Source organism: Rhizobium sp. B230/85 (genome assembly GCF_019355735.1).
In the GTDB taxonomy this organism is placed as follows: Bacteria; Pseudomonadota; Alphaproteobacteria; order Rhizobiales; family Rhizobiaceae; genus Rhizobium; species Rhizobium rhododendri.
This window is the reverse complement of sequence record NZ_CP072156.1, coordinates 1015040-1031058: the sequence shown is the minus strand read 5'-3', so window position 1 is coordinate 1031058 and position 16019 is coordinate 1015040. Positions and strand designations below refer to the sequence as shown.

The window sequence follows — 16019 nt, the reverse complement described above, 5'->3', positions numbered from 1 at the left end:
CGGGACGCGGGAGGATAAACTCTCCCACCGCCATTCCAACCCCCGTCAGCTCAGCGCCTCGGCGATCAGATCGTCGGCAGCTTCGGCCAGCAGGGCGTCATGGGCCTCTCCTGGAACGGATTCCCGGCCTATTTCGAGCATGACCGGTACGGCCAGCGGCGAGATGTGGTCGAGCGCCCGGTGGGTGATGTGGCCCTTGATTCGCCTCAGCATATCGCCAAGCCGGGCAATATCCAAAAGCCCCGTTGCCGCATCCTGCCGCGTCGCCTGAAGAAGGATGTGATCGGGTTCGTGGCTGCGCAACACGTCATAGATCAGATCGGCCGATACAGTCACCTGGCGGCCAGACTTTTCCTTGCCGGGATGGCGACGTTCGATCAGGCCGGAGATGACAGCGCAATTGCGGAAGGTGCGCTTCAGGAGGAAGGACTCGTCCAGCCACTCCTCGAGATCGTCGCCGAGCATGTCCTCGTCGAACAGCGTGGACAGGCTGAGGCGGCCGGTGGCGATCATCTGGCCCATGTCCTCCAGCCCCCAGATGCCGAGCGAATAATCTGTGGCGACGAAGCCGAGCGGCTTGGCGCCGGCACGCTCCAGCCGCCGGGTCAGCAGCATGCCAAGCGTCTGGTGGGCAAGCCGTCCTTCGAAGGGATAGGCCACCATGTAGGCGCGGCTGCCGCGCGGAAATGTTTCGATCAGCAGTTCGTCGCGTTTCGGCACCATCGACTTTTCCCGCTGCAACGCTAGCCAGTCGCGCACCTGGTCCGGTAGCTCGTGCCAGCGGTCGGGATCGGCCAGCATCGAGCGGACCTGGTCAGCGAGATAGGTCGACAGCGGGAACTTGCCGCCATTGTAGGAAGGGATCTTCGGGTCGTTGGAATAGGCCTGGCTGGCCAGCGCCTCGTTTTCGCGGATACCCTCATAACGCAGCACCTTGCCCGAGAAGATGAAAGTGTCGCCCGGCGAAAGCTGCTCGAAGAAGTACTCCTCCATCTTGCCGAGCGTTGCCCCGCCGCGGCCGATGCGTCCGCCGGCGCCGCGTTTGACCATCTTCAGGTTCAGCATCGGCGATTCGACGATGGTGCCGGAGTTCAGGCGGTATTGCTGCGCCACGGCCGGATTGGAGATGCGCCAGCGGCCGTCCTCCATCTTGCGGATGCGGGCATAGCGCTCATAGGCGCGCAGCGCGTAGCCGCCGGTGGCGACGAAATCGACGATCTGCTCGAAGGTCTCCCACGATAGATACGCATAGGGAGAGGCGCTGGTGATCTCGTCGAACAGTTCGAGCGGATCGAAGGGCTCGGCGCAGGCCATGCCGAGCACGTGCTGGGCCAGTACGTCGAGCGTGCCCCGGCCGACTGGCGGGGTGTCCTGTGCGCCGATGTAATTGGCATCGAGAGCAGCCTGGCACTCCATCACCTCGAAGCGATTGGCCGGCACGAGGATCGCCTTCGACGGCTCGTCCATGCGGTGGTTGGAGCGGCCGATGCGCTGGGCCAGCCGCGAGGCACCCTTGGGTGCTCCGACATGGATGACGAGATCGACATCGCCCCAGTCGATCCCGAGGTCGAGCGTCGATGTGGCGACGACGGCGCGCAATTTGTTGGCCGCCATCGCCGCCTCGACCTTGCGGCGCTGGCCGACATCGAGCGAACCATGATGCAGAGCGATCGGCAGATTGTCGTCGTTGACCGTCCAGAGTTCCTGGAACAGCATTTCCGCCTGGCTGCGGGTGTTGACGAAGAGCAGCGTCGTCTTGTGGTCGAGCAACTGGCTGTAGACGTCGGGGATGGCATATTTCGCCGAATGGCCGGCCCAGGGGATGCGTTCTTCGCTGGCAAGGATCGAGATATCAGGCTTGGCGCCGCCGGCGACAGTCACCAGGCCTGCGTGACGATCCTCGCCCTCGCGCTGGCCGACCAGCCATTTCTGCAGTTCCATGGGGTCGGAGACGGTAGCGGACAGGCCAATGGTCTGCAGCCCGGGCGCCAGCCGCCGCAGCCGCGCCAGCCCCAGCGACAGCATATGGCCGCGCTTCGAGGAGACCAGCGAGTGCAACTCGTCGAGGACGATATATTTCAGATCGCCGAAGAAGCGCTGGGCCTGGCCATTGGCGAGCAGCAGCGCCACCTGCTCCGGTGTGGTCAGCAGGATGTCGGGTGGCGAGAGCTTCTGGCGCTGGCGTTTGGCGCTCGGCGTATCGCCCGTGCGGTTCTCGACGGTGACCGGCAGGCCCATCTCCTCGACGGGCTTCATCAGGTTTCGCTCGATGTCGACGGCCAGCGCCTTGAGCGGCGAAATGTAAAGCGTGTGGATGCCGGAGAAGGCCGACCCCGGCGGTATCTTGCCGCGCCGCGTCAGGTCCGTAAGCGACGGCAGAAAGCCGGCCAGCGTCTTGCCGGCACCTGTCGGGGCGATCAGCAGCGTGCTTTCGCCAGCTTCCGCGCGGGCCAGCAGTTCGAGCTGATGGGCGCGGGGCTGCCAGCCCTTTTCCGCAAACCAGCGGGTGAAGGGAATGGGCAGGGCCAGTAGCGTCTCAGTCTCGATGCGATCCACGTGACCATATGTAGTTCAGATGACGCTAAATCCTAGCGGCAAGAGGCGTCAGCACACCACCTTCAGCCAGAAAGCCAATCATCGCGCTTGACACCGCCTATTCGCGGATATAATTTATCCATGATTGAAGGAGCATATCATGAAACTCGGTGACGGGGTCGAGCAGGCACTCCATTGTGTGGCGATGCTGGCTGGACTTTCAGAAGGCGGCGTTTTGTCCGCGGCCGCGCTTGCCGAGTTTCATGGTGTGTCGACCAGCTATCTGTTGAAGCATCTGCAGGCGCTTTCGAACGCCGGCATCGTCAGCACGCTGCCGGGTCCGAAGGGTGGTTACCGGCTGGCGAGAGCAAAGTCCGAGATTACCCTGCTCGATGTCGTTCTGGCAGTCGAAGGCCCCGCGCCGGCCTTTCGCTGCAATGAAATACGCCAGCGCGGACCGAACCCGGTGTCGTCGCGCTTCTTCGCGCAGCCGTGCAATATCTCTTCGGCGATGTTGCGGGCAGAGCGCGTCTACCGGGCAGAGCTGGCCAAGACCACGATTGCCGACCTTATCGTGGAACTGACAGACATCGACGACGGAAGCATTGCGGCCCGAGGCTGTGCTTTTCTCGCGATCCATGAACGCAAGACGAGCCGCTGAGGCTCCAACCCAAGGAGACTATCATGCAACCACGCCTCAATTATTTTGAAGCCTCCCCGTCGTCCTACAAGGCCGTGTCGGCCCTGGAAGTGCATGTGCAGAACTCGGGCCTGGAAAAGCGTCTCATCCACCTGATCAAGCTGCGAGCCTCGATGATCAACGGCTGCGCCTTCTGTGTGGACATGCATGTGAAGGAAGCGCGCCATGACGGCCTCGGCGAACAATGGATCAATCTTTTGAGCGTCTGGCGTGAATCGCCCGTCTACGATGCGCGTGAACGGGCGCTGCTCGGCTGGACGGATGCGGTGACCAACATTGCCCAGACCGGCATTCCGGACGACGCCTATGACAATCTTCGCCAGCACTTTTCCGATGAGGAAATGGTCAAGATCACCGTGGCCATCGGCGCGATCAACGTCTGGAACCGTCTCGCCGTCGGATTTCGTGGCCAGCACCCGATCGACAAGGTCGCTGCGGCTGCTTGAAGAGAGCCAACCGACAATTGCGATCCCGCCTAGATAGAGGCGGGCTCGTAGCCGGACTGCTTGAACAGAACTGCCTTTTGCGGGTCGGGGAAACCGAACCAGACAAAACCCTCGGCAATGTTCTTGCTGAGCAGCTGATTGAAGATCATGCCGCTAGTTATCAGCCCGTTGGCATCGGCCCACGCCAATGTCTCCCGCAGATCCTTTGCCAGTGCGTGGTTGCCGCGACCGGCATGGTCGAGTTTGAAGAGGAATCTCTGTTTCAGAGGGACCGACTTGATATGGTCCTTGCCCGTTGAGATCGCCTTGAAGAGGGCCTTCAGCCTGGCGACACCGCCATGCATCTGCGTGTCGCCGAAACTGAGCACCGTCCTCCCCGTCGGGGTGCTGAGATGCACCTCCGCCAGGAAGTCGTCATCCGCAGTCATCCAGTCCACGGCCGAATTGATATTTTCCTGTATCAGGGGTGACGGGATGAAACTGCTCATGCCTGTGTCTTTTCCAATTGGCTTGCGACTGTACGCGCCAGTCATTTGGCCAAGCGATAACCTCCCGCCGCCCGGGACGCCAGACTTTCCACTATCTATTTCGACATTTTGCGGCAAAGCATCGTGAAATAGCCACCGTCGAAACCGATCGGCGTGCCTTTAGAACCGAGGACGTGCGAGCAACTGGCGGCGCCTTTTGTGCCCTATTGGAGCAGGATCCGCTCAGGCATGCGGCCTGCAACGTGCCGGATGCTACTTGTTGATGCGGTAGCCGATGCACATGGTCGTACCCCAGGACCCTGCAGCCTCGACGATGCGGCCATCGGAGACGAGCTTGCGAGCCATCTGGCGGTCGGCGAGCCGCATCGGATAGACCTGTCCGTGAAATCCCGTGGCGCTCTTGATTGCGTCGAGCAGACGTTCTTCGGTTTTAGGCATCGTTTCCCTCATTTCCGCTGTCGTGAACCACGCCTTCACCTCTCCGGTGCGGCTTGACTTCGCTCGGTTGCCCGAAGACTGGAGGAGCAGCTTCGGCAGACACCGGGACGTTGCCCGTGTAGGGTAAATTCTGCGACAGGCGGATGACAACGCCTGTGTTTTTTACCTTCTCGTAAACCTTGGCGGAAAGTTCCGCCATGACAGGCGGCCTGTCAACCCTTTGATCCGCCTTTGTGTGGATTGTCACAATGGCGATGGCGGCAGGGTGTCGCCACTGCACGGATTTTCGTCGGGCTGCCAAATTAAAGGGCGATGTACCGGTCGGAGCGATGGTTGATGGCGACAAAGAGATTGAGGACGACAGCCCCCGCCACCGAGCAAAGCACGATATAGGGCATGGTAACGGCAAAGGCGACGGCAAGGACGCCCATGTCGACGGCAAGCTGAACCAGCCCGGCGCGGATACCGAAACGCTCCTGAAGATAGATGCCGAGAATGCCGACGCCGCCGAGGCTGGCACGGTGTCTATAGAGCGCCAGCAGGCCGAAACCGAGGAGCACCCCACCGAGGATCGCCGACCAGAGCGGATGGATATGGGCGATCTCGAACAGGCGCGGCTGCAGATTAGTGAGGAGCGACGTCAGCGCGATGGCGATGAAGGTCTTGATGGTGAAGGCGCGGCCGAGTTGCTTCAATGACAGATAGAAGAACGGCAGATTGACGACGAAGAATGCCAGCCCGAAATTAACGCCGGTGGCATAGTGCAGCAGGAAGGCGATACCGGCCGTGCTTCCGGTCAGGAGCCCCGCAGCCGAAAGGATGAAGAGCCCGAGCGAGGAGACGATGCTGCCGGTCAGCACGCCCTGAATATCCTCGACCAGCGAATGACGGGTGGCGCTGGTGTTCCAGACGCCCAAAGTACTTTTGAGTTTCGACATGCTGCATCCCCTTTTTTCCCGCAGGTTGCGGAAAGAGGCGGTGACAATCAAGCGTCAAAGCGTAAGGAATGCTGACCTATCTCGTCTTTGCAATAAACCGGATTTCAGGCGACCATTTGCGCAACAAACAGCAGGCCTGAGACCGGTTGCCCGGCGTCCAGGCGAATGACCGTGCGGGTCTCCGCACGAATCGCAAATCCGTGTTGTTCGCAGATCTCCTGCACATAATGTCTGGTATGGGCATAGCGCAGCGAGCGGCCGAGGCGGAAACCCGTGCCCTCCCCGCCATCCTCGACGGAAAACGCAAACACCGCCTGCGGCGCCGAAAGCAGACCCAGCAACGCAAACAGGTTTTCGAGGGCGCCGAGATAGATGAAGACGTCGGAGGCGGTGATCAGATCGGCGCGATGGTCGGAAAGGTCAGTGCCGAATAGCCCTGAGCCGGCGGCGGGCAAGGAGAGGTCGGCGATGCCAAGCAGGTCATAGACATGCTTTTCCGCAGCCTTGGCCAGCATGTTGCCCGAGAGATCGAAACCCTCGAGGCGATCGATCCGATTGCGGATTTCCGGGCCCAGCAGGCCGGTGCCGCAACCGAGATCGACGGCGAGGCGAAAGTGCTGCGGCAGGCCTTCCGTCTCGGCGATCAGTGCCGCGAGCTTGCGGGGAACGCTGTAGGCGAGCTTTTTGATCAGCGCATGGTCGAAACGCTCTGCGTAGTCGTCGAAGAGCCGCTCGACATAGAGGCTCGAGGGGTGATCGGGCATCGCGCCGGCGCCGAGCGAGGCCAGCATGAGAGGTGCGCCAAAAAGGTCGCCGCGGTCGAGCGGCACGACCCGTTCGAAGGCGGAGGTGGCGCCCGCGAAATTGCCGGCCTTCTCTCGGTATATGCCGAGGTTGAACCAGCCGGCGGCCCATCCCGGTGCCCTCTCCAGCGCCTGCTCCATCAACTCGGCCGCGCTCCCGGGCTCGCCGTTCTCGTCCAGCATTTTTGCGTAGTCGGCGCGCCGGTCGGCCGTGACATCTCCGGAAGAAAGCTGGCTCGGCAGCATATTGGGCAACCCCTGTTCACAACAGGCTGTGGGCGCGGCCACAAAAAAACTCAAGTCCTATTTCAGGCAAGACCGCTACGAGGGATCAAAACTGCTTGCAGCGCGGAATTGCCCGGCTTATTTCAGGGCGAACAGGAGAGATCAATGTCAGATCAGGTGAACAGGTTTCTCGGAGACTCGCTGGGGCGGACGATCGTCAAGCTCATCGTCGTATCGCTGATCGTCGGATTCGTGATGAAGATCTTCGGCTGGCGGCCGATGGATCTGATCGAAAATGTCCGCCATTTCATCCTCGAACTCTGGCATACGGGCTTTGCGGCCCTTGGTAGCATCGGCGATTACCTGCTGCTGGGAGCGACGATTGTCATTCCGCTTTTCATCCTCTTTCGCATCTTCAACTATCGAAACTGATCATGACCCTGCAAAATTCTCTCCTGACCCGGCGCAACGCACTGCGCCTAGGCGGCATTGCGCTTGTCGCCGGTGTTGCCAGCTGCGCCACCAAGCCCCTGCCCGTCGCCAGAAACCTTCCCGGTGCCGACCAGACGGCTGCAGCCCTGCCGCTGGTGAATGCCCTTCGTGCGCAACATGGCCTGCCACCTCTCGCCATCGATCCCGCAGCCACCGATGCGGCGCTCTACCAGGCCAAGCGCATGGCAAACCTCAGGAAGATGGCGCACCTGATCGGCTTTGGCGACGATTTTGGCCGACGGGTGAAGGCCAGCGGCGTCAAGCTGCCGGCTGCGGAAAACATTGCCGAGGGCCAGCGCAGCGTCAATGCGGTGGTCAATGCCTGGATACATTCGCCGCATCACCTCGAAAACATGCTGGGCCCCTATACCGGTCTCGGCGTTGCGGTATCGCCAGGTTTTGCTCCCGGTCAGATGCCCTATTGGTCTATGGTACTGTCTCGCCTCTAGGCCGCTCGACTCGCAAGGCAGGACAATGGATCACACGTTGAACGGCAAGCGCGGCCCGGCCTTCGCGGTAACGCACCGGCTCGTTCTCTCCATCGCCCTGCCGATGACGCTCGCCTTCATGACGACGCCGCTGCTAGGGCTGACTGACACCGCCGTGGTGGGCCAACTGGGGCAGCCAGACGCACTGGCAGGCCTGGCGATCGGTGCGGTGCTGTTCGACCTCATCTTTGCCAGCTTCAATTTCCTGCGGGCCTCGACAACGGGCCTCACTGCCCAGGCCTTCGGGCGCGGCGACCTGACCGAGCAGCAGGCGATCTTCTGGCGGGCGCTTGTATCGTCGCTCCTCAGCGGAGCGGTGCTCCTGCTTCTGTCGCCGCTTTTGCTCTTGGCCGGCCTGAAGCTGATGGGGCCGGAGGGTGGCGTCGCTGTCGCCACGCGCAGCTATTTCTCGATCCGCATGCTGTCCGGACCGGCCGCACTTGCCAACTACGCCATTCTCGGCTTCGTGCTCGGTCGCGGCCGGGGCAGCATCGGCCTTTTCCTGCAGACGCTGATCAACGGCATCAACATCGTTCTGGCGCTGGTGCTCGGGCTATGGCTCGGCTGGGGCGTTGCGGGTGTCGCCTGTGGAACGATGATCGGCGAGACGATCGGCGCTGTGGCTGGCCTGATGATCGTGCTGCGTGGGTTTGTCGGCGTCCCCCGGCCATCGCGATCCGATATTCTCTCGCGGGAGAAGCTCGGCCAGCTGTTCGGGCTCAATCGCGATATCCTGATCCGTACCTTCGTGCTCCTCGGCGCTTTTACACTAATGACCCGTATCGGCGGTCATTTTGGCGCGGTGACGCTGGCCGCCAACGCGGTTTTGATGAATTTCGTGCTGATTTCCGCATTTTATCTCGACGGCCTTGCCAACGCCGCCGAACAGATTACCGGCAGGGCCATCGGCGCCGGCGACAGGACGGCCTTCGATCGCGGCCTGAAACTGACCATCCTCTGGTCCTTCGGGCTTGCCGGTCTTGCTGCCGTGGTCTTCCTCGTCTTCGGAGCCTCGATCATCGGTGTGCTCACCACGTCGCCCGATGTGCGGACGATGGCCCTGCAATACCTGCCCTACGCCGCGATTTCAGGACTGACCGGGGCGCTTGCCTATCTCATGGACGGCGTGTTCATCGGCGCCACCTGGTCGGGCGAGATGCGCAACCGCATGCTGCTGTCTTTCCTCTGCTATCTCGCAGCACTCGCCGTCCTCGTGCCATCGTTTGGCAATGCCGGCCTCTGGCTGTCGCTGAACGGCTTCCTGCTGTTTCGCGGCTTCTTTCTCGCCACCCGCCTGAAACCGAAGGCCGATCAGACCTTCCAACTGGCCCAGTAGTCAAGGCGGCTGTCGCGGAGTTCGCGGATCGACGTCACCTGTTCGCGATCCAGCAGCTTAGACAGGCCGGCAAGGATGCTGCCGGCAAGACCCGGGCCTTCATAGACCATGCTGGAATAAAGCTGCACCAGATCGGCGCCGGCGCGGATTTTTTCCAGCGCAGTCTCCGCCGAGGAGACGCCGCCGACACCGATGATGGCCATCGATGGGCCGACCCGCTTGCGCATGCGGGCGAGCACCGCCGTCGATGGTTCGAAAAGCGGCTTGCCTGATAATCCGCCAGCTTCGCCGGCCTGGCTCCGGTCCTTAAGCCCGTTGCGCGCGAGCGTCGTGTTGGAAACGATCAGTCCCTCCAGCCCATGCGCCAGGGCTTCGTCGGCGATGTCGTCCATGCCCTCTTCCGTCAGATCGGGGGCGATCTTCAGGAACACCGGGATCTTCCTGTTGGCCTTGGCTGCTTCGGCATCGCGTGCGGCAAGGACAGCGGAAAGCAGGGTTGAAAGGCTTTCACGGGCCTGCAGATCGCGCAGGCCGGGAGTGTTGGGCGAAGAGATGTTCACCGTGAAATAGCCGGCTAATGAATAGAACCGACGGATGCCGGCGACGTAATCGGCTGTTCGATCGACGCTGTCCTTGTTGGCGCCGATGTTGACGCCGATGATGCCGGCATTGCGGATGGTTGCCAGCCGGGCATAGGCGGCATCATGACCCTCATTGTTGAAACCGAGGCGGTTGATCACCGCCTCATCCTCGACCAGGCGGAAGACGCGTGGCTTCGGATTGCCTGGCTGCGGCTTCGGGGTGACCGTCCCGATCTCGGTGAAGCCGAAGCCGAGCTTCAGCAGCGCCTCGGGCACCTCGGCATTCTTGTCGAAGCCGGCGGCCATGCCGAGAGGATTGACGAAGTCGAGACCGGCAACCGTCTGCCGCAGGCGCGGATCGGCGGGCAGTTGGCAGGCCGGCACAAGTCCGGACTTCAAAGCGGTAATCGACAGGCCATGGGCCGTTTCGGGATCGATAAGGAACAAGCCGCGACGGGCGACGGCCTTGAAGAGATCGATCATGGCAGCATCTCCGGAAACTGATGGGCGCCGTCCTTGTCCAAAGGCAGCGGCGTGGCCCAGAGGACGGAGGTTGTCGACAGAAGTCCGTAGAGATGGGGAAACAGATCTCCACCGCGTGACGGCTCGAATTTGAGAGCATCTCCGAGGACCTCGCTATCGACGGCAACCAGCAGCAGGTCCGTCTGGCCAGCGAAATAGCGTGCCGCCGTTTCCTTCGCCTGGGCTGCAGTCGAAAAATGGATGTAGCCGTCGGCAAGGTCGATCGACGCACCGTGGAAGATGCCCTCTTCCCGGGCTTCCTGCCAGGCGAGTTCCGGTACGATCTTGTAAATCACGGCCATGGCGGCGCTCCCAGCGAGAAAACAGTCGCATAGGGATTTGCCGAAAAGGCGGAGGTATGTCCATGGTCCGGCGGTAAATTATCGCGGAATACCTTCTATTCCTCCAAGGGCTCCGATTGCCCGGCAATAGCCATCACAGAGCGGGTGTCGATGGCCGGTGCGGAGTCTTGTGCCAATGGAACGGGTTGGTCCGGAGCTCGATCACCGCACGCCAGGCGGCGATCGAGACCAGCATCCAGTAGAACGGCACCGTCATCCATCGCCAGCGGATACGCTTTTTTTCAGGCGCGATCATCGCCGCAGTACCGAGCAACAGGAAGATGGCGTAGCTCCCGAAGATGTTGGAAAAATCGATGACGAACATCGTCATATCGAAAGATGAAATTGCTTCCGTTGGAACATGCAGCATCGCCGTCAGCGACCGCAGCAGAAACAGCATGATCAGCGGATGACCGAGCGACGAGAGCAACATTCCGCCGATCAGCAGCTGGAATATGGCGAATGCTTTGAAGCCCATCTGGCGCTGCAGGCCCCGCGGGTCTCGCATCAGCACCAGCCAGGTTTGCAGCCAGCCCTTGAACCAGCGCGTGCGCTGCCGGGACCAGATGGCTATGCCGGTCGGTGCATCCTCGATGGTCTGACGATCGATGACATCGGAGCGATAACCGAGGCGATAGAGCCGCATGCCGAGATCGGCATCTTCCGTGACGTTGAATGGATCCCAGGCGCCGGATGACCGGAGGATATCGGTGCGGAAATGATTAGACGTGCCCCCGAGCGGCAGCGGCATGCGATACCTTGCCAGCATCGGCAAAAGCGCCCGGAACAGCGCTGAATATTCCAGCGCGAACATGGAGCTGATCCAGTTCTCGCCGCCATTGCCGATCACCAGCGGCGCCTGCAGGCAGGCCACATCGGCCGGCGCACTCCGAAACTTGGCATACGCTTCCCGCAATTGCTGGGGATGTGGGCGGTCCTCTGCGTCGTAGACGGCAACATAGGCGCCCCGCGCACCGTTGAGTGCGTAGGTCAGCGCTTTCGGTTTCGTACGCGGATGCATCGGCGGCACCTCGACGATCTCGAATTGCGGTCCCAGCGTCTGGGCGCGCAGGGCCGCAATCGTTTCGCGATCGTCCGCCTCGCAGACGAATTTGATATCGAGCCTGGAGACGGGCCAGTCCAGCCGCTTCAGCGTCGCCACCAGTTGCGGCACGATTTCGGCCTCGCCGTAGACCGCGATCATCACCGTATAGACGGGACACGGGCCACAGGGATCGACAGCTAGCCTTGGCCGCCGACGACGCTGGACGACGGCGCGACCCCGCAGCATCAGAGTGGTGAGATAGGAAAAGGACAGCAGCACATGCAGAATAGTCTGGGTGTTCGGATCCGAAACCAGCCCGACCGCCAGCAGGCTTAGCCCGACGCCGGCATAAAAGCCCTGATAGCCATGGAAAACAACGCGGGCGCTAAACGCCGGCTGGCTTTCAAACAGGTCGCCGACGGTCTTGCGGACGCGACGATCCGCACCCGCCCGCCAGACGGCAGCCCGAATGGCACCAGGCGTCGTGACCACCAGACTGTGCTTCAGGTCCGGGTAACGTCTCAGCAGGACGGCCACCTCCTCCAGCCGGTCGATCTGCGGCGCGATCAGGGTGAGTGGTGGGCGAAGGGGATGATTAACCCGCAGCGTGGTCGGTCGCAACAGCTGGCTGTCGAGGCCGGCGATATCGATGACGCTGCCACCGGGGATTGTTTCGGTGAACGGCACTCGAAGAGCCCGGGCCATGGCGCCGTAGTAGGCATCCTCCCGGACGAGCGTTCCCGCCAACAGCTCCTGTTCGATACGCGTTCCGTTGAGAAGCGCCGCTGCGGCTGCCGTCGCGACATAGGGCCGGCCTATGCCGATCCGTTCCAGTGCGCCGGCCTCTGCCTGCAATCGACCGAAGAATACGGGAAGTGCTGCATCTGCCGGCAGTATTTCACCAACGATGTCTGATAGCGCCACAGCCGCCGTGCTTGCCGCTTGTGGTGGATATTCCCCGAAGCGCATCAAGGTGATACATCCTTACGCAATGCAACGCCCCACGCCGCTTAGCCTTGGATGATAATCATGCGCAGGTTTAAATCACCCCTCAATTTAAGGGGTTTTTACACGGTATGCGCGATATTTTCATCTTTTCTCATGCAGCAGTCAACCTTTGCCGACGAAAAGCCTGTTGGCAACCTGCCGATACTGTTCGATTCCCGTGAGCGATTGCCAAAACCCGATCTTTCGTCGCTGGTTCGCCTGCGTTTTCTGACGGCAACCGACTTCCCGCCTTTCAATTTTCTGGACCAGTCCGGAAAGCTTGCCGGCTTCCATGTCGATCTCGCTCGCGAAATCTGCGCAGAATTGGCAATTGCCGACAGATGCCAGATCCAGGCATTGCCGTTCGGCGAACTTCGCCAGGCGCTTGCCGCATCGCAGGGCGACGCCGTGCTCGCCGGCATCGCCGTGACAGCGGATCTGCGAAACCAGTTCGCTTTCTCGAGGCCCTATCTGATGTTGCCGGCGCGCTTCGTCCGCAATCTCAAAGCCGACCTCCCCGGAACTACGGCGGCGGCGCTTTCGGGCAAGCGCGTCGGCGTGATCAAGGCAACAGCGCATGCAGCGATGCTTAAGGCCTTCTTTCCGGCCATCACGGCTGTAGAATTCGACGACAGCGCGCAGCTTTTGTCAGCCGTGAAAAGCGGTTCGGTGGATGCGGCCTTTGCCGACGGGCTGCAATTGTCCTTCTGGACAACATCGCCTGCGGCAGAGAAATGCTGCACCCTGTTCGACGGCCCCTATCTTTCGCAACAGTTTCTCGGCGAGGGGATGACCGTCATGCTGCGTCAGCAGGATACCGATCTGACGGCAGCCATAAACCACGCGCTGGCGACGTTATCGCGCAACGGTCGGCTTCAGGAAATCTATCGACGCTATTTCCCGACCAGCCTCTATTAGGCTTGGATCAGGCCTTACGGTAGCGGGCAATGGCGCTGCGCTCGATTGCAGCGCAGGTGAGCTTGTCGAGTTGCAACCGGTCGCGCAGCATCGCAAGCAACCGTAGCTCTTCGGCAGTCACCGAAAGATCAGCAGCGGCGACCTCGACTGCGACCGCGTATGCGGTGTCGTAGAGGCGGGGCGGCACGGCGTCGCGGATCGTCTCCAGCACGATGTCCAGCCCCTCGGCGCCCGAGAGCAAGGTCGCGCAATCACGCGATACGGCGATCAAGCGATCCTCATCAAAGCCTTTGAAAACCGGCAATGCCTCGATCAGCTCGCCGATCCGGCCCAGCTCCCGGTCGTTCATGGTACGGTCGACGGCTGAAGCCATGACCATGACGTAGATCAGGGCGTCCTGGGCGGAAAGCTGTGCATTCATAATATGTGTCCCTCTAAGCTTCCCCGAGAGTAGGAAGTCACGCCAGCGATAACAAGGGTTGGGATAAAATCCCTGATGGCCGACAGTAGCTTCCGGCGTCAGATGGGATTGAGCGGATCTTCCTTCGGCGGCTCGGGCGCCAGTGTCGACTGATGCTTTTTGCGCGGATCGTTGCCATAGACGCCACGGCCGGCCTTGCGGGCTTCGTCCGCGGCACCGGCAAACGGCGAGCCTGCGGCCACTTCGGCCCAGCCATTGCGCGCCAGCCAGTCGCCGATATTCACCCTCGAAAACCGGCAATCTGCCGTGATCGAGCCTTTCCACTCTGGGTCGGGCACGTCGCAGGTGATGGTCCTGCCAAGCAAGAAGGAGCGGAGCGCAGTACGGGCCAGCGTGCCGCACGGCCATTCCTTGCCATTCGGGCCGGTACAGCTGCGTGCCGGATCGGTTGGCACAATGCCGGCAAGCTGCACGCTCCTGCCGCCGACGGTGAGGATGCCGGCGCGCTCGGCAAAAGGACGGGAGAGATCGATCGGCTTCAGGTCCGCATTCGATTGCGGAGCCCCGACAGCGTCGCCTCCCGGCCGCTCCGGCTGCGGTGCCAGCGCGGCAGATTGCGTCGGCGGTGCCTGCTTGCCCGAAGATGCGGCCGCGTCCTTGTCATCCGAAGGCAGAGGCGCGGCGCTGGCAAGTTTTTCCGTCGGCGGCTGCGGTCTCGTCAGCGGCGTCGGAACCGAGGCTGCAAGCGGCACCGGGGGTGTCGGCGGGGTCGGAGAGGACGGAGGCATCGGCGGCGGCGCCATTCTGTCGGCAATAGCGCTATCTTCCACCGGTGAAGACGGGGGTTCGGCCATGGCAACCGGCGGCGTCCGGTCCGGCAATGCCGCCGGGCTCGTCACCTCTTTCGGCGTGGCGGTTACCGGGGCAGCGGGCGGCAATGATGCGACAGCGGGAGCGCTGGGCGACGCGGGCACTGGCGAAGGAGGCATTTGGTTGGTCGCGCCCTGCTCAGGATTTGTCGGTTGCGGAGATGTCGCCGCCACGATCGGGGGAGCAGGCGGCACCACCGCAGCGGCGGGCGGCGACGGCATTTCGGAAGGTAGAGCCGGGATCGATGGCCACACAGGCGCTGGCGCCACGGGGGACTCGGCGGGGGCTGCCGGCGGAGAAGCGGCCGGCGTCTCCCGCGCAGCGGAATTGTCAGAACTTTGCACTGTCGGCGCCGACGCAAGGGGAGTAGCAGGCGGCTCTGCGACTGTTGATGATGCCGAAGGTTCAGGCGCCGATGTCGCCGCCTGCGGTGCTGACGGCCTCTCCGGAGGCTTGTCCAGGCTGGCCACCCGCGTTGCCGGATCGCCGAAGGTGATGTGCGGCTGCAGGTTCATCGCCGTCAGCCCGACGTAGACCAGGACCATGACGGCCACGGCGCCGGTGACACCGGTCAGCAGAGTGGGGGAACGCATCAAGACAACTTTCCTATTGGCTCGCCCAGATAATCCGCGCCATCCACTCCACATCGACAAGCTCGATGCTTCTGTTGGGATGGGCCGGATTGAGCGACAGCAGCTCGATCGACTTCGGGCTCTGGCGCAGCAAAACCTTGGCCATGACCTCTCCATCACGCGTTTTAACAACCACGCGGTCGTTGCGCCGGACCTGCGCACCGGGCTCGACGATCAGCACGTCGCCATCGCGATAAAGGGGCATCATGCTGTCGCCCTGCACTTCGAGCGCGTAGACGCCAGCTTTTTGCGCCGGGGTCGCCGGGAACTCGACAACATCCCAGCCCTGCCCGGCCGGAAAGCCGCCATCGTCGAAAAAGCCGCCTGCTCCTGCCTGCGCAAAGCCCAGCAGCGGAATAGAGCCGGCCTGCGGCGGAAAGGCACCGTCCGGCATGCCTGATGGTACGGACCCGGGCCGCAACAATCCCATGAACTGCTCGACGCTGGCCCCTGTTGCATCGAGCACCTTGGCAATGGATTCCGTCGACGGCCAGCGCTGGCGGCCATCGGCACTCAGTCGTTTGGATTTATTGAACGAGGTGGGGTCGAGACCTGCACGACGCGCGAGGCCGGAGGGCGTCAGGTCATGCCGCTCGGCAAGCCCGTCGATTGCACTCCATATCTGATCGTGTGACAGCATCGTCGCCTGGCCTTGAGATCGAGGCGTCCCGTCCCCGTCCACGCGCGAGGTTAATCGAAGTGTTAACATTCGTAAAGACGCCAAGAGGAATAAAATCCTTGGTATCTACAGTTTATTGCAGCAGGGATGTCAAGTTTGAGAAGGTTTTTTGCGGTGAAAGCGGTATGACCAAA

At 62.0% G+C, this 16019-nt stretch carries 18 protein-coding genes; 6 read left to right on the top strand and 12 right to left on the bottom strand.

Going from position 1 to position 16019, the window contains the following annotated elements; all coding sequences use genetic code 11:
• Positions 1-45: 45 nt before the first annotated feature.
• A complete protein-coding gene (locus tag J5289_RS04910) occupies positions 46-2556 on the bottom strand; it encodes a ligase-associated DNA damage response DEXH box helicase (RefSeq protein ID WP_209182778.1) in 2511 nt (836 codons plus the stop codon).
• A 139-nt stretch (positions 2557-2695) separates the two neighbouring features.
• Here J5289_RS04910 and J5289_RS04905 point away from each other — a divergent pair, with 139 nt between their 5' ends.
• Positions 2696-3196 (top strand): Rrf2 family transcriptional regulator, encoded by a 501-nt coding sequence (locus J5289_RS04905; protein WP_142823957.1) that lies wholly within the window; start codon positions 2696-2698, stop codon positions 3194-3196.
• A gap of 23 nt (positions 3197-3219) precedes the next feature.
• A complete protein-coding gene (locus tag J5289_RS04900; protein ID WP_209182777.1) occupies positions 3220-3681 on the top strand; it encodes a carboxymuconolactone decarboxylase family protein in 462 nt (153 codons plus the stop codon).
• Positions 3682-3710: 29 nt separating this feature from the next.
• Here the strand turns inward: J5289_RS04900 and J5289_RS04895 are convergent, their stop codons facing one another.
• From J5289_RS04895 to J5289_RS04875, 5 genes are all read right to left on the bottom strand, one after another.
• Positions 3711-4169 carry a hypothetical protein gene (locus tag J5289_RS04895; protein ID WP_209182776.1) on the bottom strand — a complete coding sequence of 153 codons (459 nt, stop codon included), beginning with the start codon at positions 4167-4169 and terminating at the stop codon, positions 3711-3713.
• A gap of 252 nt (positions 4170-4421) precedes the next feature.
• The gene (locus tag J5289_RS04890; RefSeq protein WP_142823954.1) at positions 4422-4607 is read right to left on the bottom strand and encodes a hypothetical protein; all 186 of its coding nucleotides are present in this window, start codon (positions 4605-4607) and stop codon (positions 4422-4424) included.
• Positions 4600-4806: a hypothetical protein gene (locus tag J5289_RS04885; protein WP_209182775.1), complete on the bottom strand. Its 207-nt coding sequence runs from the start codon at positions 4804-4806 to the stop codon at positions 4600-4602. The genes J5289_RS04890 and J5289_RS04885 overlap by 8 nt, the downstream gene beginning before the upstream one ends.
• Positions 4807-4909: 103 nt before the next feature.
• Positions 4910-5545: a YitT family protein gene (locus tag J5289_RS04880; protein ID WP_209182774.1), complete on the bottom strand. Its 636-nt coding sequence runs from the start codon at positions 5543-5545 to the stop codon at positions 4910-4912.
• A 104-nt stretch (positions 5546-5649) separates the two neighbouring features.
• On the bottom strand, positions 5650-6594 hold the full coding sequence (locus J5289_RS04875) for a methyltransferase domain-containing protein (RefSeq protein WP_209182773.1): 945 nt from the start codon (positions 6592-6594) through the stop codon (positions 5650-5652).
• 144 nt (positions 6595-6738) lie between these two features.
• On the opposite strand from J5289_RS04875, the gene J5289_RS04870 reads away from it, so the two are divergent.
• Genes J5289_RS04870 through J5289_RS04860 form a run of 3 tightly spaced genes read left to right on the top strand, consistent with a single transcriptional unit; the run spans position 6739 to position 8889 of the window.
• Complete coding sequence (locus tag J5289_RS04870) at positions 6739-7005, top strand: DUF6460 domain-containing protein (protein ID WP_142823951.1); 267 nt, start codon at positions 6739-6741, stop codon at positions 7003-7005.
• 2 nt (positions 7006-7007) lie between these two features.
• On the top strand, positions 7008-7514 hold the full coding sequence (locus tag J5289_RS04865) for a CAP domain-containing protein (protein WP_374108243.1): 507 nt from the start codon (positions 7008-7010) through the stop codon (positions 7512-7514).
• A gap of 25 nt (positions 7515-7539) precedes the next feature.
• Positions 7540-8889, top strand: a complete 1350-nt coding sequence (locus tag J5289_RS04860) for an MATE family efflux transporter (protein WP_209182772.1) — start codon at positions 7540-7542, stop codon at positions 8887-8889.
• On the opposite strand, the gene J5289_RS04855 is transcribed toward J5289_RS04860, so the two are convergent.
• From J5289_RS04855 to J5289_RS04845, 3 genes are all read right to left on the bottom strand, one after another.
• Positions 8865-9953, bottom strand: coding sequence for a quinone-dependent dihydroorotate dehydrogenase (locus tag J5289_RS04855; protein ID WP_209182771.1), 1089 nt, complete (start codon positions 9951-9953; stop codon positions 8865-8867). The genes J5289_RS04860 and J5289_RS04855 overlap by 25 nt on opposite strands.
• Positions 9950-10294, bottom strand: a complete 345-nt coding sequence (locus tag J5289_RS04850; protein WP_142823948.1) for a DUF952 domain-containing protein — start codon at positions 10292-10294, stop codon at positions 9950-9952. The genes J5289_RS04855 and J5289_RS04850 overlap by 4 nt, the downstream gene beginning before the upstream one ends.
• Before the next feature lie 133 nt (positions 10295-10427).
• Positions 10428-12347, bottom strand: a complete 1920-nt coding sequence (locus J5289_RS04845; protein ID WP_209182848.1) for a glycosyltransferase family 2 protein — start codon at positions 12345-12347, stop codon at positions 10428-10430.
• A gap of 57 nt (positions 12348-12404) precedes the next feature.
• On the opposite strand from J5289_RS04845, the gene J5289_RS04840 reads away from it, so the two are divergent.
• Positions 12405-13283 carry a transporter substrate-binding domain-containing protein gene (locus tag J5289_RS04840; RefSeq protein ID WP_374108285.1) on the top strand — a complete coding sequence of 293 codons (879 nt, stop codon included), beginning with the start codon at positions 12405-12407 and terminating at the stop codon, positions 13281-13283.
• Between the two features lie 7 nt (positions 13284-13290).
• Here the strand turns inward: J5289_RS04840 and J5289_RS04835 are convergent, their stop codons facing one another.
• From J5289_RS04835 to J5289_RS04825, 3 genes are all read right to left on the bottom strand, one after another.
• Entirely contained in the window at positions 13291-13704 is a 414-nt protein-coding gene (locus J5289_RS04835; RefSeq protein WP_142823946.1) for a tellurite resistance TerB family protein, read from the bottom strand.
• Between the two features lie 98 nt (positions 13705-13802).
• On the bottom strand, positions 13803-15167 hold the full coding sequence (locus J5289_RS04830; protein ID WP_209206756.1) for a thermonuclease family protein: 1365 nt from the start codon (positions 15165-15167) through the stop codon (positions 13803-13805).
• A 13-nt stretch (positions 15168-15180) separates the two neighbouring features.
• On the bottom strand, positions 15181-15846 hold the full coding sequence (locus J5289_RS04825) for a helix-turn-helix transcriptional regulator (protein ID WP_209182767.1): 666 nt from the start codon (positions 15844-15846) through the stop codon (positions 15181-15183).
• Positions 15847-16019: the final 173 nt, after the last annotated feature.